This is a genomic window from Thalassovita mediterranea, assembly GCA_019448215.1.
Taxonomy (GTDB): Bacteria; Pseudomonadota; Alphaproteobacteria; order Caulobacterales; family Hyphomonadaceae; genus Henriciella.
The window spans coordinates 453,384-474,815 of the sequence record CP080408.1; the positions used below are offsets into that span (position 1 = coordinate 453,384).

A 21,432-nucleotide genomic window follows, 5' to 3' on the forward strand; every position below is an offset into this window, starting at 1 on the left:
GGCTGTCAGGCATGCAGATTCGAGCCGTCATATTTGCCATCGGCATCATGGTTGCCCTGCTGGGCGCTGCGATGATCCCGTCGGCCCTGCTTGATATTGCTGACAATTCCGACCAGTGGCCGATCTTCCTGGTCTCGTCTGCCGTCAGCATCCTGATCGGCGCGGGCCTCGCTGTCCTGTCGGGCGGTGCGCCCCCATCGACCGGCGCACGCGAAGCGTTCCTGCTGACCGTCGTGATCTGGATCGCCCTGCCCCTGATCGCGACCATCCCCTTCATCAGCTACGGGATGAGCTTTACCGACTCCATGTTCGAAGCCGTATCGGGCCTGACGACAACAGGCGCGACCGTCATGACCGGCCTCGACTCCACGCCGCGCGGTATCCTGCTCTGGCGCGCGATCCTGCAATGGATTGGCGGTATCGGCATCATCGTGACCGCGATCGTGATCCTGCCCATGCTGCGCGTTGGCGGCATGCAGCTCTTCCAGATCGAGAGCTCAGACATGTCTGGCAAATTCCTGCCGCGCATTACCGAGATCACGGCGCAGACTGGCATCGTCTACCTACTTATTTCTGCCATCTGCGCGATCGTCTATGCGGCCTGCGGCATGAGCGCCTTCGACGCCATCGCTCACGCGATGACAACGATGTCGGCGGGTGGCTACTCAACCCATGACGCGTCATTCGGCTATTTTAGCGACACACCTGCGGCCTATGCGGCGACCTTCTTCATGTTCGTCGCAGGCCTGCCCTTCAGCCTGCTCACCCTGCTGATCCTGCATGGACGCTGGCGCCCCTTCGCGTCTGACCCGCAGCCAAAGCTATATTTCTGGCTCGCGGTCGGGTTTTCGGTAGTTATCGTTGGCTGGCATGAAGCCGTCGTCGACCCGCCCGTCTTCGACCATATCTTTCACGGCTTCAGGCAGGCCCTGTTCAACATTATCTCGATCATGACCGGCACGGGGTACGCCTCGGCGCCCTATGACACCTGGGGCGGCCCTGTCAGCATCATCTTCCTGGCGGCGACGTTCCTTGGCGGCTGCGCAGGGTCAGCGGCCTGCGGCATCAAGATGTTCAGGCTGGAGATTAGCTTCAAGGCAGTCGCCGCCTATGCGGCCCAGATCGTCCGGCCCAACCGCATCGTGCGTGTTCGCTATGCAGGCCGCGTCGTCTCCTCTGACACGCTGCAGTCGGTCATGGTCTTTGTCTTCCTGTATCTCGCGACTTTCGTTGTCGCGTCGGTGCTCCTGTCGCTGACAGGGATGGACCCGCTCTCGGCAATTTCCGGTGCGGCGACCAGCGTCTCGAATGTCGGCCCCGGCCTAGGCCCTGAAATCGGCCCGTCCTCCACCTTCCAGAACATTCCAACCGCCGCCAAGTGGGTCTGTCTGACCACAATGCTGCTTGGCCGGCTTGAGTTTGTCGCCGTCTTTACACTGATGACGTCGCGTTTCTGGCGCGGCTAAAGGCTTACCGCTCCGCAAGGTGCCGCTCACCGGCTTGCACGCCTATCGGGTTTCCGGCACACACTGCTCACGATGAGCCGAATTATGCAGACATCCGAAACGAGCCTTGCCGACATGATGATTGGCATGGGCAAGCGTGCGCGCGCCGCGTCGATGCGCCTGTCGCACCTCACAGCAAAAGACCGCAGCCGCGGACTGCTTGCCATGGCGGATGCCCTCGAAACCTCGCAGGATGACATCCTGAAGTCCAACGCGCTTGATATGCAGCAAGCCAAACAGAAGCAGCTGTCAGACGCCATGCTGGACAGGCTACTGCTGACGCCAGAACGGATGCGATCCATGTCAGGCGCCGTTCGCATGATTGCCGGTCTTCCGGATCCTGTCGGCGAGACAATCGCGAACTGGACCGTCCCTTCAGGGCTCGACATTTCACGCGTACGCACACCTCTGGGCGTGATCGGCATCATCTATGAATCGCGCCCGAATGTGACGGCCGACGCCTCGGCGCTGTGCCTTCGCTCGGGCAATGCCGCGATCCTGCGGGCCGGCAGCGAAAGCCTCAACTCTGCGCTCGCCATCGCAACGGCGCTCAGGTCTGGCCTTGAAGGCGCGGGGCTTCCCGCTGACGCGCTTCAGCTTGTTGGCACGCGTGAACGCGAAGCGGTTGGACACATGCTGAGCGGGCTGGAAGGTAACCTCGATGTTGTCGTCCCACGTGGCGGCAAAGGCCTTGTCGAACGGGTCCAGAAGGATGCACGCATCCCGGTCATCGGTCACCTTGAGGGTCTCTGCCACATCTATATCGATGCGGACGCAGACCCTCAGAAAGCCATCGACATCGCCTTCAATGCGAAGATGCGGCGCACCGGCGTCTGCGGCGCAATGGAAACGCTGTTGATCAATGAAACCGTGGCTGCCCGCCTTCTGCCAGCTATCGCCGCGCCCTTGCGGGATGCGGGATGTGAGCTGCGCGGAGACGCGCAGGCCAAGGCGCTACTGCCTGACATGAAGACGGCCACGGAAGAAGACTGGCGCACCGAATATCTCGCGCCGATCCTGTCGATCAAAGTGGTGAAGAATCTCGATGGCGCGCTGGCCCACATTGCGCGCTATGGCACCGGCCACACCGAGGCGATCATCACGGAGAACAACTCCACCGCAGAGCGTTTCCTGCGCGAGGTAGACGCCTCCATCGTGCTTCACAACGCATCGACCCAGTTTGCCGATGGCGGGGAGTTCGGCATGGGCGCGGAGATCGGCATTGCGACTGGCCGCATTCATGCGCGCGGCCCGGTAGGCGCCGAGCAGTTGACGACATTCAAATATGTCGTGCGCGGCAAGGGCCAGACCCGGCCCTGAAGAGACAGAAGAAGCCCGCTGATTTTGCCATCCTCTTTCCTGTCACCTGTGCGCACGCTGCCGCCCGCAAAGACCACCCAGCGCATCGGTCTATTCGGTGGATCCTTCGACCCGCCGCATTCGGGCCACCTCCACGTCGCAAAGACAGCGATGAAACGGCTGGGTCTCGACTGGATCTACTGGCTGCCGGCGAGTGGTAACCCGCTGAAATCGAAACCTGCTGATTTCTATGACAGGCTGCACGCCGTGCGGGAGCTTGCAGGCGGCCATCCGAAAATGTTCGTCAGTGATTTCGAACATTGGGCGGGCCTTCGATACACCGCAGACGTCGTCCGGGCGTTCACGGCCCATAGCCGGAATGCGAGATTTGTCTGGCTCATGGGCGCCGACAGCCTGCGCAACTTTCACGACTGGAAGAACTGGGAATCGGTGGCCGCGACCCTGCCGCTCTGCATCGTGTCTCGCCCAGATGCAGGCCCGCGCGCGCTCAGTTCTCCGTTCGCGCGCCGCTTCGCAAAGTTCCGCCTGCCAGAGCGTGACGCCGCTTGCCTGCCATTCATGGAGCCACCAGCCTGGGTTTATCTGAAAGCCCCCTTCGATGCGACCTCCTCAACCCAACTGCGAGCGCACGCGCAAAAAGGCTAGAGCCGCTAGGCCTCGCATGTTATGAAGCGGGTTGTATTGAGAAAAAAGGATTAAGCCCTGCCCTCTTCCAGCCCGCAGCCATTGAAGGCCGCCAAAGCCAGTGCTGATGACATTCGCGCGCTCGCCGACTCCGTCATCAACAATCTTGAAGATGATAAGGCCGAAGATATCATTTCGATCAATCTTCAGGGGAAATCATCCCTGGCTGACGTGATGATCATTGCGTCTGGCCGCTCAGCACGCCACGTCGCCTCAATCGCAGACCATCTTTCCCAGACGATGAAAGAAGTCACAGGCCGCCCTGTAAAGGTCGAGGGCCTGCCCAATGCTGATTGGGTGCTTCTCGATATCGGTGACATCATCGTTCACCTCTTCCGCCCGGAAGTGCGCAGCTTCTATAACCTTGAGAAGATCTGGGCAGACGACAGCTCGCATGGACACGCCTGATCGGCGGTCCTGAGTTGTGCGCATCTCGATAATCGCTGTGGGCCGTATAAAAAAAGGCCCCGAACGCGACCTCTTCGACGACTATATAGACCGTTTCAGGAAAGCCGGGCGCCAGCTCGGCTTTCGTAGTGCTGACCTGGTCGAGGTCGACTCCTCTGGCGGCCTCGACGCAGAGGCTGACCGCATCCTCGCCAAGATCCCTGCAGGTGCACGCACAATCCGCCTTGATGAATTTGGCGAACAATACACCTCGACCGCATTTTCGAGCCTCCTCGCCAATGAACGCGACAAGGGCCTGCCCGATCTCTGCTTCCTGATTGGCGGGGCCGAGGGCTATGGCGCAGCGGTGCGTGAAGCTGTTCCGCACACAATGGCATTCGGTGTCCAGACCTGGCCGCATCGCTTCGTCCGGGTCATGCTTGCCGAGCAACTCTACCGGGCTGCAAGCCTGGAAGCAGGCCTTCCCTATCATAAAGCCTGAGCGGCCCGATTGACGCCGCAGCCTTCACCGGGCCAAGTGACGCCAAAGAAAACCGGGAAGGAAACAGGCATGGCTGACAAGGATCTGGCAGGACGCAAGGCAATCGTAACGGGCTCAGCAACCGGGCTTGGCCGTTCCATCGCGCTGCGCCTTGCTGAACGCGGCGCCGACGTCATCATCAATTGCACGCGAAGCATCGTCGATGGTGAGGCGACAGTGGCAGCCTGTAACGAAGTTGGCGCGCAATCCCAGCTGGTCGCCGCCGATGTGTCGACGGATGAAGGTGCTAGGAAGCTGGCAGATGCCGCTTCTGCCTGGGGCCGTCTTGATATCCTCGTCAACAATGCAGGCATAACCCGCCACGCCCGAGACCATTCTGACCTCGACGCGCTCAGCCGTGAGGATTTCCTCGACACCTATGCCGTGAATGTCGCCGGGCCGTTTCTGGTCATGCAGGCCTGCAAGCCGCTCATGGTGAAGGCCTTCGAACAGACCGGCCGTGCATCGACCGTGCTCAACATTTCCTCGATTGCAGGCGTGACGGGTATCGGCTCATCGGTTGCCTATGCCGCCACCAAGGGCGCACTCAATACGATGACCCTGTCGCTTGCCCGCGCGCTCGCCCCAGCCATCCGCGTAAACGCTGTCTGCCCCGGCTTTATCGGGACACGCTGGTTCAAGGATGAAATGGGCGCTGAGCAATATGAGCGCCTTGAGGCAAGCGTTGCCCGATCCACGCCGCTCAACGCAGCCAGCGGGCCAGACGATATCGCAGATTCTGCAGTGTTTTTCCTCACCGACGCTTCACGCCACGTCACCGGTGAAACACTGCTCGTCGATGCGGGGACTCACCTTGGTTACGCCCCTCTCGCTGCGAGATAAGCGACCTAATCAGCACCTTATGCAGGCGATTTTTGCGCCATGTGCCTGATTTTCGTGCTGCGGCGCAAAATTTTACGGTTACGATTACTTCATCATGGCTGACTTTTGAGCACCCCTCCAGTTTGTGCCTCGTGATGAGGATGCAAAGGAGGTAGTAACAATGCTCAAATCATTCACACGCCTTGCGGCGCTCGCAGCTGCAACAGTGGTCATGGCAACACCTGCTCTCGCGCAGGAAGAGGGCGAATGGAGCGGCAACGTTACGCTCACGTCGAACTATGTCTTCCGCGGCATTACGCAGACTGACGAAGCTCCGATGATCCAGGGCGGTTTCGACTGGGCAAGTGACAGCTTCTATGTCGGCACTTGGGCTTCCGGCGTCGACTTCGGCGACGGCACGTCCACCGAAATCGATCTCTATGCTGGCTGGACGCCAACTGTCGGCGCGTTCGACCTTGATCTCGGCGTCATCTATTACTGGTACCCGGACGCACCGGACAATCCAGAGCAGAACTTCTTCGAAGCCTATGCCGGTGCAAGCACCACGCTTGGCGATACGCTCGAAGTTGGCGCTTCGGTGGCCTACTCGCCAGAGTTCTATCTTGAGATCGGCGATGCCTTCTACTACGCAGGTAGCGTAGCGCTTCCGATCAACGAGTTGTTCTCGATTGACGCGACCGTCGGTTACTCCGACTTCGTGGACGCAGGCGGCGACTACACCGACTACTCGCTCGGTCTGACGACGTCATTCGAAGGCTTTGACCTTGATTTCCGCTTCATCGGTACGGACAGCGACGCCATCGACGAGTACTTCGTCGTGTCGATCGGCCGTTCGCTCTAAGCCGAACCAAGCTCCTCACCAGACCCGGTCCGAAAGAATTCGTCACCGGGTCTGGCAAGAGACCGCCGCTTCAATGGGAGCGGCGGTCTTTCTTTAATCAATCAATGGCCCAATATAGGGGCCAGAGGAGGATCGGCATGGCAGACCCGGCTACAGCACCAGTTGACGCGCTGATCCCAGCCATGACCCTGCTCGCCGCAGGCGGCGCCGCTGCGCTGGCCTCGAAGGCGCTAAAACTTTCCCCGATCGTTGGCTATCTTGCTGTCGGCATTCTCATGGGACCGCACGTCTTCGGACTCATGGAGGAAAGCTCGACGACGCACCTGCTGGCAGAGCTGGGCGTGGTTTTCCTGCTCTTCGACATCGGCCTTCACGTCTCCCTGCGTGAGCTGAAGGAGAGCCAACGCGACCTGATGGGGCTTGCGCCTGCGCACCTGGTCCTCACCAGCGTCCCCTTCACGATTGCGCTGACACTGTTCGGGCTCGACTGGCCCATAGCGCTCGCGCTCGGCATATCATTTGGCCTGTCGTCGACCGCCGTTGTCTCGCGCGTCATGGTGGAACGGGGGCTCGGCTCCTGCCCGCTCGGTCGTTCCACGACGCATGTGCTTATCTTTCAGGATATCGTCGCGATCTTCCTGCTCATCTTCGCCAACTCACTCGGCGCGGGCGGGGACGGGATGCAGCTCGCGCTTAATCTCGCCAAGGCCGCCGGCCTCGCCGTGCTCGCCTTCGTAGTTGCCTTCGCCGCTGGTCGCTACCTGATGGGTCCGATCTTCCGAGGGCTCGCCCAGACGCGCAATCAGGAAGCCTTTACCGCCGTCACCTTGCTGCTTGTCCTCGGCGCTGCTTCGGCGACCGCTTTCCTCGGCCTCTCCCTGACTCTTGGCGCCTTCCTGGCCGGTCTTGCGGTTTCAGGGACGGCTTTCCGGCATCAGGTACAGATGGAAACAGGTCCGTTTCGCGGCCTGCTTCTCTCCTTCTTCTTCATGTCGGTCGGCCTGTCGGTCGATCTCGGTGTGCTGCTCGCGCGATGGCCTATCGTACTCGGCGTCACCGTTGCGATCTTGCTCGTGAAGACGCTGACCGGCTTTGCCGCCGCGCGCCTCAACAAGTGGAGCAATCCGGGCAGCGTGCAGCTCTCCTTCCTTCTGGCGCAGGGCTCGGAATTCACGCTGGTCGTCCTGTCCATTCTCGTGATGACAACAGACGCCGTGCCACCGGCGCTTGATACGATTGCTGTTGCCTCGATCGCGCTCTCGCTTGCGGCGGCGCCATTCTGGGCGGCTGGCGGCATGCGCCTGTCGCGCAAGGTCGCCAACATGCTGAAGGGCCAGACCCGCCCGGTGAACGAGATCACGCCGATCGGCCCGGACCGCCCTGTCATCATTTTCGGCATGACCGAGGCTGGACGCCTTGCAGCCGACGCGCTGGCCGACCATGACATCCCCCATGTCTGTCTCGACGCAGAGCCGGAGCGGTTCGTGTCCGCAATTGCCGATGGTTACAAGGTCGCCTTCGGCAATGCCGCCAATCTGCGCCTCGTGGAAGCGGTGGCCGGACCGAACCCTCGCGCCGTCGTCATCGGGGCGCCGCGCTATGACGTCTCGCGAGACCTCACGCCAGCCTCGCAGCGCGAATTCCCGAATACAACGCGTTTCGTCTCAGTCGACAATGAAGCTGACCGGCGAAAATTCGCCAATCTCGGCATGCGCGCCTGGATCTCCATGGGAGAGCCGAAGGGTATCGAGATGGCAGCCGATATTCTCCGCCAGCTTGGCGTGGAGGAAGAAAAAGTCGCTGACTGGGTGTCCCGCGAGGCTGACCGTTTCGAGGTCGATGAACCAAGAGAGATTGGCGAACGCGTCGAGACAGAAGCCGCCTGATCTTCGAAATGACCTGAGCCACGTCTCAAACCTCGACACGAAAAAGCCGGGCGCGTGCTGCACCCGGCTTCTTTGATCTGTCCCAGAAGACCGCCTAGCCAGCGATCTTGCGGGCCACCTTTTCCTCGCCGCCCTTGCGGTCGCGCTTGCGCTGCGGCTGGAACGCCACTTTCGCATGCTCGGTGCAATACGGACCGCAGTCCGACTTGCGGCCGCAGAAAGCGAATTGCGGATCTGCCGGGTCACCGATCGGCCATTTGCACATGGAGTCGCGCAGGGTGAGGATCGTTGCAGCTTCGCCGTCTGCGACGGGCGCTGGCGCCAGTGCGGACAGGATTGCCTGCTGATCGGAGCGGCGAATCCGGCTCTCTTCCGGGGATGCCGTTGGCGCCTGCACCTCGACCGCTCCCGTGGCCTGGATCTGCGGCTTTGGACGCGCCAGGCGCGGCGGGCGTTTCACCGGGCGCGACGGCGTTGCGCGGCCGGACAGTCCGAGACGGTGCACTTTGCCGATCACGGCATTGCGGGTCACACCCCCGAGTTGCTTTGCGATCTGGCTGGCTGAGTGACCTTCTGCCCACAGTTTCTTCAGAACATCGACGCGATCTTCGGTCCATGACATTTGGATGGCCTCCTGGCGTTGTGCGACCCTAGATATAGTGACGGCCCATTTTTGCCGCCGTGCTGAACACCTATATATCGTATCTAAGGCGAAACGAAACACAACATGATGATCAGAGTTCTCCACAACCTTTCTATATGTAGTATGGCCTTGTGGATAGAATCGAAAAATCCTTGCGCCAGAAGTTTTTAGCTATCGTCATTGGCCAGCCGAGACCCTAAATAGCGCGCATGAGCGATCAGATTTCTGCAGATGCCCGCCCGCTTCCCGCCCCGCCGCGCAACTATGGCGCGATCAACTGGATCGGGCTCTGGACGCTTTACCAGCGTGAGGTGGGCCGCTTTCTGAAGGTCTGGATGCAGACCCTGTTCGCCCCCGTCATCACGACGCTTCTGTTCATGACCGTGTTCAAACTGGCCTTCGGAAACCGAGGTGAGCTGACGGGTGACTTTGCCGGTCTCGACTATAATGCCTTCCTCGCGCCCGGCCTGATCATCATGTCGATGCTGCAGAACGCTTTCCAGAATACCTCCTCCTCGCTGACCATCGCCAAAGTGCAAGGTAGCCAGGTCGACTTCCTGATGCCGCCGCTGTCCCCGCTGGAACTGACGCTTGGCTTCATCTTCGGCGCCGTCACGCGCGGCCTGATGGTCGGCGTAATCGGTGGTCTTGCCATTCACTTCTCAGGTCTTGCCGATCTCAATATCTCGATGATCTGGCCGATCATCTGGTTTAGCCTGATGGCGACGATCTTCCTTGCTGCCCTCGGCGCAATCGCCGGCATCTGGGCAGAAAAGTTCGATCACCTGGCCGCCATCACCAACTTCGTAATTGTGCCGCTGACCTTCCTGTCTGGCACATTCTACGACATCAAGGTGCTGGTCGAGCCGTTTCAAACCGCGGCTCATTTCGACCCGATCTTCTACCTGATCGACGGTTTCCGCGCAGGCTTCATCGGGGTCTCCAACTCCTCGCTGATGACTGGCGTTATCGCCTCGGCGGCCTTTACCTTCCTGGCGTGCCTCTGGGTCTGGTGGCTGTTCCGGACAGGTTACAAGCTGAAGTCCTGATGAAGCTGGCTTGACGGGACCTGCCCGCAGGCCGCACCTCACACCCCATGGCAGACCTTCCCATTCTCCGGCTCGCTGATGTCGAGCTGACTTTTGGTGGCACACCGATCTTTACGGGCGTGACCTTCACCCTTGCGCGCGGTGAACGTGCTGCGCTGGTCGGACGCAACGGGGCGGGAAAATCCACGCTGATGAAGCTGGTCACTGGCACCCATGCGCCGGACGCGGGCGATCTCTGGCGCCAGCCCGGCGTTGAAGTCGCAACCGTTGAGCAGGAGCCGGACCTTTCATCTTTCGACACCGTGCTCGATTACGCAGCTGAGAACCTTGAAGCAATCTGGATGGCTGAGGCCGAACTGGGCCTGTTCGGGATCGACCCTGAAGCCGACCCGAAGACGCTATCCGGCGGCCAGATTAGGCGCGCCGCCCTTGCCCGCGCCTTTGCGCGTGACCCGGATATCCTGCTCCTCGACGAGCCTACCAACCACCTCGACGTCCCCATGATCGAGACGCTGGAGACGCGCCTCAAATCTTTCTCCGGCGCCGTCCTCCTCGTCAGCCACGACCGCCGCTTTCTTGAAAATGTCACGACCACCACGCTCTGGCTTCGTCAAGGCAAAGTCTGGAAGTCGCCCAAGGGCTATGCCGAATTCGATGAGTGGGCCGCCGGGATAGAGGCTGAAGAGGAAAAGCAGCTTCAGCGAATGAAGACCCACCTCAAGGAAGAGCAGCACTGGCTGTCACGCGGCGTCACGGCGCGCCGCAAGCGCAATATGGGCCGTCTGTCGCGCCTGCACGAATTGCGCGCCCAGCACGCCAAGCAGAAATCACTGGTCAATGACGCAAAGTCGACCGCGGGCCTTAGCGCCGAAAGCGGCGACAGCCAGAGCCGTAAGGTGCTCGAGGCGTTCGGTATCTCGAAGAGCTTCGATGACACGGTGATCGCCAAGGACTTGTCGCTTCGTATCCTCAAAGGTGACCGGATCGGCATCGTTGGCCCCAACGGCGTCGGCAAGACGACGCTTCTCAAAATCCTGCTAGGAGAGCTCGCGCCAGACACAGGCTCTGTGAAGATCGGCCAGACGCTGAACGTCACCTATCTCGACCAGACGCGCGACACGCTGAAGCCCGACGAAACGCTGTGGGAAGCGCTAACGCCTGCAGGTGGCGACTCCATCATCGTTCAAGGCCAGCCCAAGCATGTCGCCGGCTATGCCAAGGACTTCCTGTTCTCACCTGAACAGCTGCGCCAGCCAGTGTCTGCCCTGTCTGGCGGTGAACGCAACCGGCTGACCATGGCGATTGCCCTCGCCCAGCCTGCCGACGTCCTCGTCCTCGACGAACCGACCAACGATCTCGACATGCAGACGCTCGACCTTCTTGAGGAGATGCTGAGCGACTATGACGGCACGCTGATCCTCGTCAGCCACGACCGCGCTTTCTTGGATGCCATCGTGACGAGCTGCCTTGTGCCTTTAGGCGGTGGCCGCTGGGTCGAAACCTCTGGTGGCTGGAGCGATGCGGCACGCCAAGTGCCCTCACTCAGCACGCGCACAGCTGCCAAACCAGCCGACAAGGCGCAGAAGAAGCAGGCCAGCACCCAAACTTCAGGCGGCTCGAAACGCGAAGCCAAGCTCTCCTTCAAGGACAAGCACCGCCTGAAGGAAGCCGAGGCCGCAATGCCGCGTCTCAGCGCCGAGATCGAGAAGCTGGAAAGCGAACTTTCGGACCCCGAACTGTTCAATAAGGATCCGGGCCGATTCCAGAAAGTCAGCGACCGCCTCGCAGCTGCGCGCAGCGAACTCGACGAGGCAGAAATGGTCTGGCTGGAAATCGAGGCCATGAAAGAAGAGCTTGAGAAGGCCTCTGGAGCCTAACCACCTCTTAATCCATGCCGGTTTATTCTGGTCGGTATGAAGATGTCATTTTCTGCCAAGCCCGCCCTTCTGGGCCGCCTTACAGCACTCGCCATAATGGCAACGGGCCTCACCGCCCCTGCCCTGGCCGACGACGCGGTTGAGACTGACAGCTACCGTGTCGGGCAGACCTATTCATCAGAACGCGCGCGCGGTCTTCAGGCCTGCGCCCAGTCCTGCGCCGAAGATCAGCGCTGTGTCGCCTGGTCGCTGACCCCGCCGACTTTCCGCGTCGGCCCCCGCTGCGAATTGAAGAGCAGCGCCGGGCAAAGCCAGTCGCGCCCCGGCTATACGTCCGGCCTTAGCGGCGTGAGCGCAGCACCGCAGATGAGCCGGACGCCTGTCCAGTCTGCCGCCACCACGCAGGCCCGGCCGCGGTCGCAAGCACTTTCGGGCGGCTATGCGCAAACCCGTCAGACGGCTGCAACGACAGCCTCCATGCCACCAGCCCCGGACGGCGCAGCCACCAGCCATATGCTGCCAACGCCGGTCGCGCCGTCTGTGCAAAGGGCGCCTGTTCGCCAGCAGGCACAGCCGACGACACGCACACAGCTCGCCAGCAACACCACGACGCGCGCTGCAACCACATCGGTCGCTTCTCAGGCCCGCTCCCAGCAGGTGAACCGTCAGCCAAGCGCATCGACGCCCACCATCTCTAGCCGCGTGACGACCCGCCCAGTCCAGTCGCCTGCCGCCACGGCCGTGGCTGCCCAGCGTCCGGCAACGTCAACGGCGCCAACCCGCACGGTAACCCGCCGGACCGTCTCCTCCTCGACGCCGGCCCCGACCCAAACGCAACGACAATCCGCTGCAACGGCCGCTGCTGCTTCCAATGTCTCGAGAGCGGCATCGACGAGAACGCAGCGCCCCACGGCGCCTGCGGCGAGCGCAGCGGTCGACACGCGCCCGCCCCTGCCGCGTCCGAGTCGACTGCCATCCCTGCCAAGCCCTCTACAGCGCAATGGCACGGCCTATTCCGTTCAGCGCATGGGCAATATGCCGGGTGACGCTGAAGCTGCCGCAGGCTATGTCGACGGCCTGCCAGCCAATAGCCGCGTAGAGCCAATCGCCCGCAACAATCGCGAGCGTGAGCGCTCCTCAGATGATGAGAATGGCAGCGACGAGGAGGCCAGCTGGCCGGAAGGCTATCCTGAGTATCCAGACCCACTCGGCGGCCCGATTGGCAGCACTGTCATGGATGAGGACTAGACGCGCCTAGTCTGGCGCCCGTGTCTTGAGCGCGAGCGCATGAAGCTCACCGCCCATTTTCCCTTTAAGGGCCGCATAGACCATCTGGTGCTGGCGCACGCGTGGAACGCCCTTGAATTGCGGTGAGACGATCTCGGCCTGCCAGTGGTCATTGTCACCGGCAAGATCCGTCAATGTGATGTCCGCCTCCGGGAAGGCGTCCTTCAGATAGGTCTCGAGGGTCTCGCGGTCCATTGCCATGACAGTCTCCTTTGCCGCTCGCACATGGCGGCCAATGGGCCTATGGTCAAGGCGACATACCATGGAGTTCTCAGCCTAGATGATCCGATCCGTCCTCGCCGCCGGCCTGCTGGTCGCCGCCTGCTCAAGCCCGCCTGCCACCGATCCCGCTGCTACAGAGACAGCAACCGCGACCGCCGCCTACACCGCGCAGTTCCATGACAGTGCCCGGGCGCTGTCTGCGCTGGAGACGCTCTCCTCTGATGAGTTCGAAGGCCGCAAGACCGGAGAGCCGGGCAATCTCAAGGCCCGCGCATGGATCATCGACCAGCTTGAAGCGCGCGGCGTGGACCCGCTGCTTGCCGATGGCTTTGAAGCCTCGTTTGAGACAGCCAGCTTCTCCGAAGACAAGGAAGGCGTCAGCGGCACCAACCTTCTCGCCGTCATCAATTATGCGCCGGACGCACCCGTCATCGTCATGTCGGCGCATTATGACCATGTCGGCACGGGTGAGGATGGCATCTATAATGGCGCGGACGACAATGCGTCTGGTGTCGCCGCGCTTCTGGAAGCGGTCAGCTGGTTCCAGCAGAACGCGCCAGAAACCACGCTCGTCTTCGCTTTCTTTGACGCTGAAGAAATGGGAATTGCGGGCTCCGCCGCCTTTGTTCACGACCTGCCCGAGGAGATTGAAGACCGCCTCGCCTTCAACCTCAATCTCGACATGGTCTCACGCGCTGACAAGGGTGAGATCTTTGCTGTCGGCACCTATCACTATCCTGAGCTGGTGCCGGTGATCGACGCGGTCGCGGCCGAAGCCCCGTTGACGCTCAGCAAGGGGCATGACAGCCCGGAATGGGGCAATCAGGACTGGTCGACCATGTCAGACCATGCCCCCTTCCTGCGCGCAGGGGTGCCGATCATCTATCTCGGCGTCGAAGACCATGCCGACTATCACAAGGTCACCGACACGTTCGACAAGGTCGACCCGAACACGTTTGCGAGGGCGGTCGATACAGTTCTAATGGTCGCGGAAGCCATAGATGAGCACGTCGCCAGCAACGCCGAATAGGCAAGCCCCTCGTAACCAATAAAAAGCCCCGGACGATCGCTCGCCCGGGGCTTTTCAGTTTCTAGAGGGCGACGCCCCTATTCCCAGCCGCAGCTGCGGCCTTCATTCTGCTCTTCGAGATAGCCGATCAGCGGATCGAAATACTCGATGATCGCAGAGCCATCCATTTCACGCGTGCCGGTGAAGGTCTCCAGAACGTCTGGCCAAGGCTCTGATGCGCCCATTTCCATCATCGCATTGAAGCGTGCGCCGACTTCCTCGTTTCCGTAGATCGAGCAGCGATGCAGCGGGCCATCCCAGCCAGCCTGCTCACAGGCAGCCTTATGGAACTGGAACTGCATGATGTAGGACAGGAAGTAACGCAGATACGGCGTATTGCCCGGAATGTGGTACTTCGCACCCGGATCGAACGCGTCTGCCGGACGCGGGCCCGGCGGGACGATGCCCTGATACTGCGTGCGCTTTGCCCACCAGGCATCATTATAGTCTGCAGGCTGCGTCGTGCCGTCCAGCACGTCCCAGCGCCAGCTATCGACCGTGATGGCGAATGGCAGGAAGGCGATCTTGTCGAGCGCGGTGTTCATCAGAAGCGAGATGTCGGCCTCTTCGCCCGGCACCTGATCCTCGGTGATAAGCCCGATATCGACCAGATAGGATGGGGTGATCGAGAGCGAGATGAAGTCACCAATCGCCTCGTGGAAGCCGTCATGGGCGCCGTCCTTGTAGAGGTAATCCACATCCTTGTAGGCGCGCTGGTAGTAGTTGTGCCCCAGCTCGTGGTGGACGGTGTAGAAGTCCTCGGCATTCACCTCGGTACACATCTTGATGCGCACATCTTCCTCGTCATCGAGGTCCCAGGCAGACGCGTGACACACCACTTCACGGTCTTCCGGGCGCACGATCATCGACCGCTCCCAGAAAGTCTGCGGCAGCGGATCAAGGCCGAGCGAGACGAAGAACGCCTCTGCGGTCTCGACCATCTTGATGGCGTCATAGTCAGCCGCGATCAGCTCATCGGTCAGGTTATAGCCCTGCCCCGGCAGGCCTTCCGGCTCAACCAGCGGATAGATGTTCGACCATTGCTGCGACCACATATTGCCAAGCAGGTCCGCACGGATCGGGCCCGTGGCAGGCTGGACATCGTCACCATACTCTTCGTTGAGTTCAGCCCGCACATAGCAGTGCAGCTCTTCATAGAGCGGTGACACCTGGCTCCAGAGACGGTCGACCTCGGTCGCCATTTCTTCCGGCGGCATGTCGTATTTCGACAGCCACATCGTTTTCAGATTGTCGTAGCCAAGCTCGGTCGCGCCTTCATTGGCGATCTCGACCATTCGGGCATAGTCATCCTTCATCGGCGGCGAGATGGTGCGCCAGCCTTCCCAGACAGCCTGCAGCTCTTCCGGGTCGCGGCTCGTCTCGATGATGGTCGACAGCTGGTCGAGGTTCAGATCCTCGCCCTTATAATTGAAGGTGCCAGTGCCATAGGTCGCCTCCAGGCCAGTCGTGATCTGCGACAACTCTTCGGCTGCGCCTTCGGTCGATGGGGCCGGAATGGTGACGCCCGACTGAAGCCGCTGCATCTTGCGCGCGAGGTCTGCTGGCAGGTCGACATCGTTGAACTGCTTGGACTCATTGGCGAGCGAAACAGCCATTGTGGTTGCGCGGGCACCCGCCTCGGCTGCGGCCGCATTCGTCTCATCCGTGATATTCGTCGCCTGCTCCCAGAAGATCGGGCTGATCTCCTTGGACATCTGGCCGAGCTCTGCATCAGCGCGCTCCAGGAAGGCGCGGGCTTCAGCAACTTCAGTGCTCTCTGCCTCGACCGGGTCACCCGCCATTGGCGGAACCGGCACTTCGGCAGGCGGCACCTCACCGGAATTGTTTGTACAGGACACAAGCAGCGCCGCGCTGAGCGCGAACACGCTGGTGGAAATCAGACTGGTTTTCATTGGGGAACCTCCATGATGGCAGCACCGAAGCGCCAGCCGCATGAAAGGTCAATGCCAGAGCGGCGGGAAGTTCAATCCACGTGCTGAGCGGCAGAAATAAGAAGGCTAGAAAAAATTTGGCGCGCCAGCATCCTTTAGAACGCTGGCGCGCGCGCGAGAAGAAGAGGCACAAGGCCACCATCGACGGTTTTCCTCTCGCACACGCATACGTTGCATAAACTATAGCGGATCAGAAAACAGTGAATTTTTATACATCTACGCGCAGCGCGTGCGCTGTGGGGGACTAGTCCTCGCCCTTCATATAGCGCGGCAGCCAGCCTTCATGGGCGTCGCGCAGGGTGGAGAGGGCAAGTTTGGTCGCCTTGCCGCTGCGGGCATCATGCACCAGACTGATCGTCGGTGTGCCCTTTTCCTGAACGTAGCCAAGATAGAGACATTTCACCTTGTCGCCCTCGGCTTCGATCAGGTCGAAGATCGGGTCTTCACTTCCCTTCGCGGCCACAACATAGCGCGCGCCGCCTTCACCAAACAGGAAGCGTAGCGGCGAAAGATCACCAAACCGCGCACTGATGTCGACCTCAATGCCCATGTCACTCGCTAGAGCGATTTCAGTAAGCGCGCATCCAATGCCGCCATCGCTGACGTCATGTACCGCATTGACGAGACCTTTGCTGATCAGCGTCCTCACAAGCGCTGCATTGTCGATTTCAGAAGCGAGATCGACACGCGGGGCAGGACCGAGCTCCTCACCTTTTAAGCCGAGCCACTGGCGCGCATAAAGCGAGGCATCCATGGCGCAATTCTCAAAATCACCGATCAGGATCAGAGCATCGCCCGGCTGCGCACCTTTCAGCGTCGCGACCTTGGACACATCCTCGATCAGGCCAACGCCGCCAACCACGGGCGTCGGCGGGATCGCCTTGCCATCGGTCTCGTTATAGAGGCTGACATTGCCGGACACGACGGGGAAGTCGAGATCACGGCAGGCTTCGGCCATGCCTTCGATGGCTTTCACGATATAGCCCATCGTGGCGGGCTTTTCCGGATTGCCGAAATTGAGGTTGTCGGTGATGGCGATCGGCGTTGCGCCGACGCTGGACAGGTTGCGATAAGCTTCTGCCACCACAGCCTTGCCGCCCTCAAACGGGTCAGCGGCGACATAGTGCGGGTTGCAGTCTGAACAGATCGCGAGCGCCTTGTTGGTGCCGTGGATGCGCACAATGGCGGCGTCGCCCATGCTCTGTGAGCTGTCCACCGTATCGCCCATCACATGGCGGTCATACTGCTCCCAGATCCACCGCTTGGAGGCCATGTCCGGCGAGGACATGAGCTTCAGCAGCACTTCGCCGTAATCCTCAGGCTCCGGATACTTCGAGATATCGAGCGGCGCGCGCGCCTTTGGCTCAACCCAAGGGCGGTCATAGTTCGGCGCATCTTCTGCCAGCGGCGCGACAGGGATATCGCAGACCACTTCGCCGAACTGCTTCAGCACCATGTGACCGGTATCAGTCGTCATGCCGATGACTTCAGCGTCGAGGTCGTATTTCTCGAAGACCGCCTTGGCGAGGTCTTCCTTGCCGGGCTTCAGCACCATGAGCATCCGCTCCTGGCTTTCCGACAGCATGATCTCGTAGGCGGTCATGCCGGTTTCGCGCTGAGGCACCTTGTCGAGGTCCATCTCGATACCGATGCCGCCCTTGTCAGCCATCTCGACAGACGAGGAGGTGAGACCCGCCGCGCCCATATCCTGAATGGCCTGAATGGCATCGGTCGCCATCAGCTCGAGGCATGCCTCGATGAGCAGCTTCTCCGTGAAGGGGTCACCCACCTGCACGGTCGGACGCTTTTCCTCGTCGCCTTCAGAGAACTCAGCCGATGCCATGGTCGCGCCATGGATGCCGTCGCGGCCCGTCTTGGAGCCGACATAGAAGATCTGGTTCCCGGGCGTTGCGCCGCGCGCATAGAAAATCTTGTCCTGGTCCGCGAGACCAACGGCCATCGCATTGACGAGGATGTTGCCATTATAGCCTTCGTCGAACTGCGTCTCGCCCGCCACGGTCGGCACGCCGACGCAATTGCCATAGCCACCGATGCCCGCGACAACGCCCGCCACAAGTGAGCGCGTCTTCGGGTGGCTCGGGTCGCCAAAGCGCAGCGCATTGACCAGCGCAATCGGGCGTGCGCCCATGGTGAACACGTCGCGCAGAATGCCGCCAACGCCCGTCGCCGCGCCTTGGTAAGGCTCAATGTAAGACGGGTGGTTGTGCGACTCCATCTTGAAGATCGCCGCCTGACCGTCGCCAATATCAATGACGCCCGCATTCTCGCCTGGCCCCTGGATGACCCGGTCATTCTTGGTCGGGAATTTCGACAGGTGACGGCGCGACGACTTGTAGGAGCAGTGCTCCGACCACATGACCGAATAGATACCAAGCTCGACAAGGTTCGGGTTGCGACCCAGCCTTGTGACCAGCCGGTCCCATTCCTCCGCATTGATGCCGTGGCCGGCAGCGTCGGTTTCGGACTGCTCGGCCTGCATGGCAGAAACGATCCGGTTGGCGAGGTCAGAAGTGTCGGTCAATTGAGGTGCTCGATTCTGATTGGGTCTGCTGAGATGCTCGATACTTGCCGCGCGGGCCGGGGACAATGCTCCAATGCGGAATTTGCGCGCTTCTATCCAGTTCAAGCTACCGCGATGAAGCCGTCGGACGGCCGCCGCTCACCGCAAATTCGACCAATCTCGAAACCGGAACGTGGGGTTTTGCGTTGGTGCACCGGTTCTTGGATACGTGAAAGAAAGGATACCTTCCATGAGACTGATCCTGTTAGCACTCCTGCCCGCCGCCCTTGCAGCTTGCGGTAATGAAGCCGGCTATAGCGGCGAAGACGGCACGATGCCGGCGCCTGGCCCTTCAATGGAAGAGGCCGCAGCTGAAGCCCAGTCAAATGCGGGCGTTTCCAGCGATATGCCAACGCCAATGGAAGGCAGCTGGGCCACATCGACTGATCGCGGCGACCCGGCCGTCAGCTTTTCATCCGAAGGTGAAACCCTGCTGACGCTGATCTGCCGCGCAGAACAGGTTGAAGGCGAAGGCAAGACGCTCGTCGTGCAGCGCGCGACCAGCGAAGGCGGCGACTCCATCGACTTCCTCACCTCTGCTGGCAATGTCAGCATCGATGCCGTCGCGCTCGAGATGGAAACGCCGATGATTGGCGGTTCGGTTGATCCTGCCACCAACGGTGTCGCAACGCTCGTCAACGCGAATGACGCTATACGCGTCCGCTCCGGCCAGGATGAGATCGTTGTCCCCGCGGGCGAAGAGATGAAGACCCTCGTCAACGACTGTCGCCCGGAACGTCCAGAAGCTGAAGAAGAGGCTGAAGGCGAAATGGATGAAGAGGCCGAAACCGAGGAATAAGGTTTCAGGTCTCTACATCATGAAGGCCGGTGCGAGAACCGCACCGGCCTTTCTTTTAGCTCCGGTGGCGACAAGCGCCTCAGGCGTCAGCCTTTTCCATTTGGGACTTCACGCGTTCGCTCCAGTCCTTGCCGGAGTCCCCGCCCCATAGGAGCCAGGCGATATACCCGGCCGACGGGTCGTCATCATTTCCGAAATTGTCAGCCTTTTTGTCGACCTCGTGGCGGGCAAAATAGCTGACCATCCGCTCAATCGTGTCGGGCGACAGTGATTGGCGATTCTTCAGGTCCCGGGCCCGCGCAACACCGACATCCGTGCCGCCGCGGTCAAACTCCTCGCGAAGTTTCAGCTCCTTTTCAGCTTCATCGGCAACCTTCTTGGGCGGCTCGAAGTCGATGTCCTCATATTTCTTCGGCGTGCTCATGATGCCTTCCGAACCTCGGAATGGCTTTTGAGGACTTCTGAATCGTCGCTCTCGATCAGATAGGCCGGTTCATCTTCGCTGGCGTCGCGAGTGATGTCCTCACCCTTGATCTTCACCGTGCGCTTCTGCGTGTAGACTGACTTGATCTTGCCGGACCCGGTGCCATTGCCCCAGTCCCATTCGACCTTGTCGCCTTCATTATATCCTTTTCCCTTCGACATATGCTGTTCCTTTGGTTGCTGTCTGCCAAGGATGAACCGGAGAACCGGCCCGCAGTTCCAGATGGCGGCGGCGAAAGCCTTGCTCTCGTCGCAGGCTGCAGGCACTGTCGCGACTGGCGGGCGGGCAGCAGATTGACGTTAGGTGGATTGAATGCGGCGACGCGATTTTGTGAACGGACTGGGTCTTGCCACGCTTGGCGCCTGTGCCACCCGTCCAGCAACAGAGACATTAGCGCCGCCTGCCCCGGCCAATCCATACGCGAGCTACGTCCCGGTTCAGTCCAGCCTGTCGCGCATCACCCGCACCGTGGTCGGCCATCGCCCTTACCGGCCCACAGGCTACCGGCTGGAGACTGAAAAGCTCGGCGAGAAGACGGTGATTCATAATTACGGCCATGGCGGCTGCGGCGTGACCATGTCATGGGGCACCGCCTCCGTCGCTGCCGATGAAGCGACCGCTACCGGCGCGCTTGATATCGCCGTCCTTGGCTGCGGCGTTCAGGGCCTCACCGCGGCCCTCATCCTGGCCCGGCGCGGCCATAACGTCACGATCTATGCAGAACAGCTGCCGCCGCACACCACGTCCAATGTTGCGGGCGTTCTCTGGATGCCGACAGGTTACTTTAATCGCTCGGCCGTCAGCCAGGAATGGCTGGCGATGAACCGAAAACTCATCCGCCTCGCCTATTATGGCTTCCTGCCTTACGTGAACCGGCCGGGATATGGCGTCTACTGGGCCGACCACCACCAGCTTGGCCGCCGCATCCCGTCACCGCGCTACGAGCTGCCGGGCGGCGACGATATCTATCCCGCCCTTCACACGTCGACCGAGAACACGCTGTTCGGTTATGCCTATGAAGAGCGCTTCAAGGCGATGATCATTGACCCTGATTATTATCTCGATGCCATCCTGCAGGACGCGCAGCTTGCTGGCGCGCGCACGGTGCGCGTACGCCTCGCCTCCATCAATGATGTGATGGCGCTACCGGAGCAGACCATCGTGAACTGTACCGGCCTTGGCGCAGCTGGCCTGTTCGGTGACGACACGCTGGTGCCGGTAAAAGGCCAGCTCAGCCATCTGCTGCCCCAACCGGATGTGACCTATTCCTACGTCGCCCCCACCTCGAGCGGCGTCCTCTACATGTTCCCGCGCAAGACCGGCATCGTGCTCGGCGGCACGCATGATGAGGGCGATGACACGCTGGAGCCGGACCCGGCCCAGATCACACGCATGGTCGAAGGCCATGCAGAGCTGGCAGCCCGGCTCAGCGCAAATGCCTGAACCGGGCTAACCGCTTTTC

Annotated in this window: 20 protein-coding genes; 14 read left to right on the forward strand and 6 right to left on the reverse strand. The window is 61.0% G+C overall.

The window, feature by feature from the left end:
• The first annotated feature begins 11 nt into the window (after window positions 1-11).
• The 8 genes from KUV46_02195 (at window position 12) to KUV46_02230 (ending at window position 8,007) form a co-directional block, all read left to right on the forward strand.
• On the forward strand, window positions 12-1,466 hold the full coding sequence (locus KUV46_02195; GenBank protein QYJ01216.1) for a TrkH family potassium uptake protein: 1,455 nt from the start codon (window positions 12-14) through the stop codon (window positions 1,464-1,466).
• Window positions 1,467-1,550: 84 nt separating this feature from the next.
• Window positions 1,551-2,825, forward strand: a complete 1,275-nt coding sequence (locus KUV46_02200) for a glutamate-5-semialdehyde dehydrogenase (protein QYJ01217.1) — start codon at window positions 1,551-1,553, stop codon at window positions 2,823-2,825.
• Window positions 2,826-2,882: 57 nt separating this feature from the next.
• Window positions 2,883-3,470 (forward strand): nicotinate (nicotinamide) nucleotide adenylyltransferase, encoded by a 588-nt coding sequence (gene nadD, locus KUV46_02205; GenBank protein ID QYJ02334.1) that lies wholly within the window; start codon window positions 2,883-2,885, stop codon window positions 3,468-3,470.
• Between the two features lie 81 nt (window positions 3,471-3,551).
• Window positions 3,552-3,917: a ribosome silencing factor gene (gene rsfS, locus KUV46_02210; protein QYJ01218.1), complete on the forward strand. Its 366-nt coding sequence runs from the start codon at window positions 3,552-3,554 to the stop codon at window positions 3,915-3,917.
• Between the two features lie 16 nt (window positions 3,918-3,933).
• Window positions 3,934-4,398 carry a 23S rRNA (pseudouridine(1915)-N(3))-methyltransferase RlmH gene (rlmH, locus tag KUV46_02215; protein QYJ01219.1) on the forward strand — a complete coding sequence of 155 codons (465 nt, stop codon included), beginning with the start codon at window positions 3,934-3,936 and terminating at the stop codon, window positions 4,396-4,398.
• A 69-nt stretch (window positions 4,399-4,467) separates the two neighbouring features.
• The gene (locus tag KUV46_02220) at window positions 4,468-5,280 is read left to right on the forward strand and encodes an SDR family oxidoreductase (GenBank protein ID QYJ01220.1); all 813 of its coding nucleotides are present in this window, start codon (window positions 4,468-4,470) and stop codon (window positions 5,278-5,280) included.
• Window positions 5,281-5,440: 160 nt separating this feature from the next.
• Window positions 5,441-6,121: a TorF family putative porin gene (locus KUV46_02225; protein ID QYJ01221.1), complete on the forward strand. Its 681-nt coding sequence runs from the start codon at window positions 5,441-5,443 to the stop codon at window positions 6,119-6,121.
• A 137-nt stretch (window positions 6,122-6,258) separates the two neighbouring features.
• Window positions 6,259-8,007: a cation:proton antiporter gene (locus tag KUV46_02230; GenBank protein ID QYJ01222.1), complete on the forward strand. Its 1,749-nt coding sequence runs from the start codon at window positions 6,259-6,261 to the stop codon at window positions 8,005-8,007.
• Between the two features lie 94 nt (window positions 8,008-8,101).
• On the opposite strand, the gene KUV46_02235 is transcribed toward KUV46_02230, so the two are convergent.
• Window positions 8,102-8,629: a GcrA cell cycle regulator gene (locus tag KUV46_02235; GenBank protein ID QYJ01223.1), complete on the reverse strand. Its 528-nt coding sequence runs from the start codon at window positions 8,627-8,629 to the stop codon at window positions 8,102-8,104.
• 230 nt (window positions 8,630-8,859) lie between these two features.
• On the opposite strand from KUV46_02235, the gene KUV46_02240 reads away from it, so the two are divergent.
• Genes KUV46_02240 through KUV46_02250 form a run of 3 tightly spaced genes read left to right on the forward strand, consistent with a single transcriptional unit; the run spans window position 8,860 to window position 12,824 of the window.
• Window positions 8,860-9,699, forward strand: coding sequence for an ABC transporter permease (locus KUV46_02240; GenBank protein QYJ01224.1), 840 nt, complete (start codon window positions 8,860-8,862; stop codon window positions 9,697-9,699).
• A 47-nt stretch (window positions 9,700-9,746) separates the two neighbouring features.
• On the forward strand, window positions 9,747-11,576 hold the full coding sequence (locus KUV46_02245; protein QYJ01225.1) for an ABC-F family ATP-binding cassette domain-containing protein: 1,830 nt from the start codon (window positions 9,747-9,749) through the stop codon (window positions 11,574-11,576).
• A 42-nt stretch (window positions 11,577-11,618) separates the two neighbouring features.
• Window positions 11,619-12,824, forward strand: coding sequence for a hypothetical protein (locus KUV46_02250; protein QYJ01226.1), 1,206 nt, complete (start codon window positions 11,619-11,621; stop codon window positions 12,822-12,824).
• A 6-nt stretch (window positions 12,825-12,830) separates the two neighbouring features.
• Here the strand turns inward: KUV46_02250 and KUV46_02255 are convergent, their stop codons facing one another.
• Window positions 12,831-13,064 (reverse strand): BolA family transcriptional regulator, encoded by a 234-nt coding sequence (locus KUV46_02255; protein ID QYJ01227.1) that lies wholly within the window; start codon window positions 13,062-13,064, stop codon window positions 12,831-12,833.
• Between the two features lie 79 nt (window positions 13,065-13,143).
• Here KUV46_02255 and KUV46_02260 point away from each other — a divergent pair, with 79 nt between their 5' ends.
• Window positions 13,144-14,115 (forward strand): M20/M25/M40 family metallo-hydrolase, encoded by a 972-nt coding sequence (locus KUV46_02260; protein ID QYJ01228.1) that lies wholly within the window; start codon window positions 13,144-13,146, stop codon window positions 14,113-14,115.
• Between the two features lie 77 nt (window positions 14,116-14,192).
• On the opposite strand, the gene KUV46_02265 is transcribed toward KUV46_02260, so the two are convergent.
• Together KUV46_02265 and purL are read right to left on the reverse strand one after the other, a co-directional pair.
• On the reverse strand, window positions 14,193-16,067 hold the full coding sequence (locus KUV46_02265; GenBank protein ID QYJ01229.1) for a M2 family metallopeptidase: 1,875 nt from the start codon (window positions 16,065-16,067) through the stop codon (window positions 14,193-14,195).
• A 283-nt stretch (window positions 16,068-16,350) separates the two neighbouring features.
• The gene (gene purL / locus KUV46_02270; protein ID QYJ02335.1) at window positions 16,351-18,606 is read right to left on the reverse strand and encodes a phosphoribosylformylglycinamidine synthase subunit PurL; all 2,256 of its coding nucleotides are present in this window, start codon (window positions 18,604-18,606) and stop codon (window positions 16,351-16,353) included.
• Between the two features lie 271 nt (window positions 18,607-18,877).
• Here purL and KUV46_02275 point away from each other — a divergent pair, with 271 nt between their 5' ends.
• The gene (locus KUV46_02275; GenBank protein ID QYJ01230.1) at window positions 18,878-19,486 is read left to right on the forward strand and encodes a hypothetical protein; all 609 of its coding nucleotides are present in this window, start codon (window positions 18,878-18,880) and stop codon (window positions 19,484-19,486) included.
• Between the two features lie 79 nt (window positions 19,487-19,565).
• On the opposite strand, the gene KUV46_02280 is transcribed toward KUV46_02275, so the two are convergent.
• Together KUV46_02280 and KUV46_02285 are read right to left on the reverse strand one after the other, a co-directional pair.
• A complete protein-coding gene (locus tag KUV46_02280) occupies window positions 19,566-19,910 on the reverse strand; it encodes a hypothetical protein (protein ID QYJ01231.1) in 345 nt (114 codons plus the stop codon).
• Entirely contained in the window at window positions 19,907-20,131 is a 225-nt protein-coding gene (locus tag KUV46_02285; protein ID QYJ01232.1) for a DUF2945 domain-containing protein, read from the reverse strand. Before KUV46_02285 ends, KUV46_02280 begins: the two co-directional genes overlap by 4 nt.
• A 151-nt stretch (window positions 20,132-20,282) precedes the next feature.
• On the opposite strand from KUV46_02285, the gene KUV46_02290 reads away from it, so the two are divergent.
• Window positions 20,283-21,413 (forward strand): FAD-binding oxidoreductase, encoded by a 1,131-nt coding sequence (locus KUV46_02290; GenBank protein QYJ01233.1) that lies wholly within the window; start codon window positions 20,283-20,285, stop codon window positions 21,411-21,413.
• Window positions 21,414-21,432 lie beyond the last annotated feature (19 nt).

Coding starts and splice junctions, on each gene's coding strand:
- KUV46_02195 (QYJ01216.1), top strand. CDS start 12: ATGCAGATTCGAGCCGTCATATTTGCCATCGGCATCATGGTTGCCCTG.
- KUV46_02200 (QYJ01217.1), top strand. CDS start 1,551: ATGCAGACATCCGAAACGAGCCTTGCCGACATGATGATTGGCATGGGC.
- KUV46_02220 (QYJ01220.1), top strand. CDS start 4,468: ATGGCTGACAAGGATCTGGCAGGACGCAAGGCAATCGTAACGGGCTCA.
- KUV46_02225 (QYJ01221.1), top strand. CDS start 5,441: ATGCTCAAATCATTCACACGCCTTGCGGCGCTCGCAGCTGCAACAGTG.
- KUV46_02230 (QYJ01222.1), top strand. CDS start 6,259: ATGGCAGACCCGGCTACAGCACCAGTTGACGCGCTGATCCCAGCCATG.
- KUV46_02235 (QYJ01223.1), bottom strand. CDS start 8,629: ATGTCATGGACCGAAGATCGCGTCGATGTTCTGAAGAAACTGTGGGCA.
- KUV46_02240 (QYJ01224.1), top strand. CDS start 8,860: ATGAGCGATCAGATTTCTGCAGATGCCCGCCCGCTTCCCGCCCCGCCG.
- KUV46_02245 (QYJ01225.1), top strand. CDS start 9,747: ATGGCAGACCTTCCCATTCTCCGGCTCGCTGATGTCGAGCTGACTTTT.
- KUV46_02250 (QYJ01226.1), top strand. CDS start 11,619: ATGTCATTTTCTGCCAAGCCCGCCCTTCTGGGCCGCCTTACAGCACTC.
- KUV46_02255 (QYJ01227.1), bottom strand. CDS start 13,064: ATGGCAATGGACCGCGAGACCCTCGAGACCTATCTGAAGGACGCCTTC.
- KUV46_02260 (QYJ01228.1), top strand. CDS start 13,144: ATGATCCGATCCGTCCTCGCCGCCGGCCTGCTGGTCGCCGCCTGCTCA.
- KUV46_02265 (QYJ01229.1), bottom strand. CDS start 16,067: ATGAAAACCAGTCTGATTTCCACCAGCGTGTTCGCGCTCAGCGCGGCG.
- purL (QYJ02335.1), bottom strand. CDS start 18,606: ATGCAGGCCGAGCAGTCCGAAACCGACGCTGCCGGCCACGGCATCAAT.
- KUV46_02275 (QYJ01230.1), top strand. CDS start 18,878: ATGAGACTGATCCTGTTAGCACTCCTGCCCGCCGCCCTTGCAGCTTGC.
- KUV46_02280 (QYJ01231.1), bottom strand. CDS start 19,910: ATGAGCACGCCGAAGAAATATGAGGACATCGACTTCGAGCCGCCCAAG.
- KUV46_02285 (QYJ01232.1), bottom strand. CDS start 20,131: ATGTCGAAGGGAAAAGGATATAATGAAGGCGACAAGGTCGAATGGGAC.
- KUV46_02290 (QYJ01233.1), top strand. CDS start 20,283: ATGCGGCGACGCGATTTTGTGAACGGACTGGGTCTTGCCACGCTTGGC.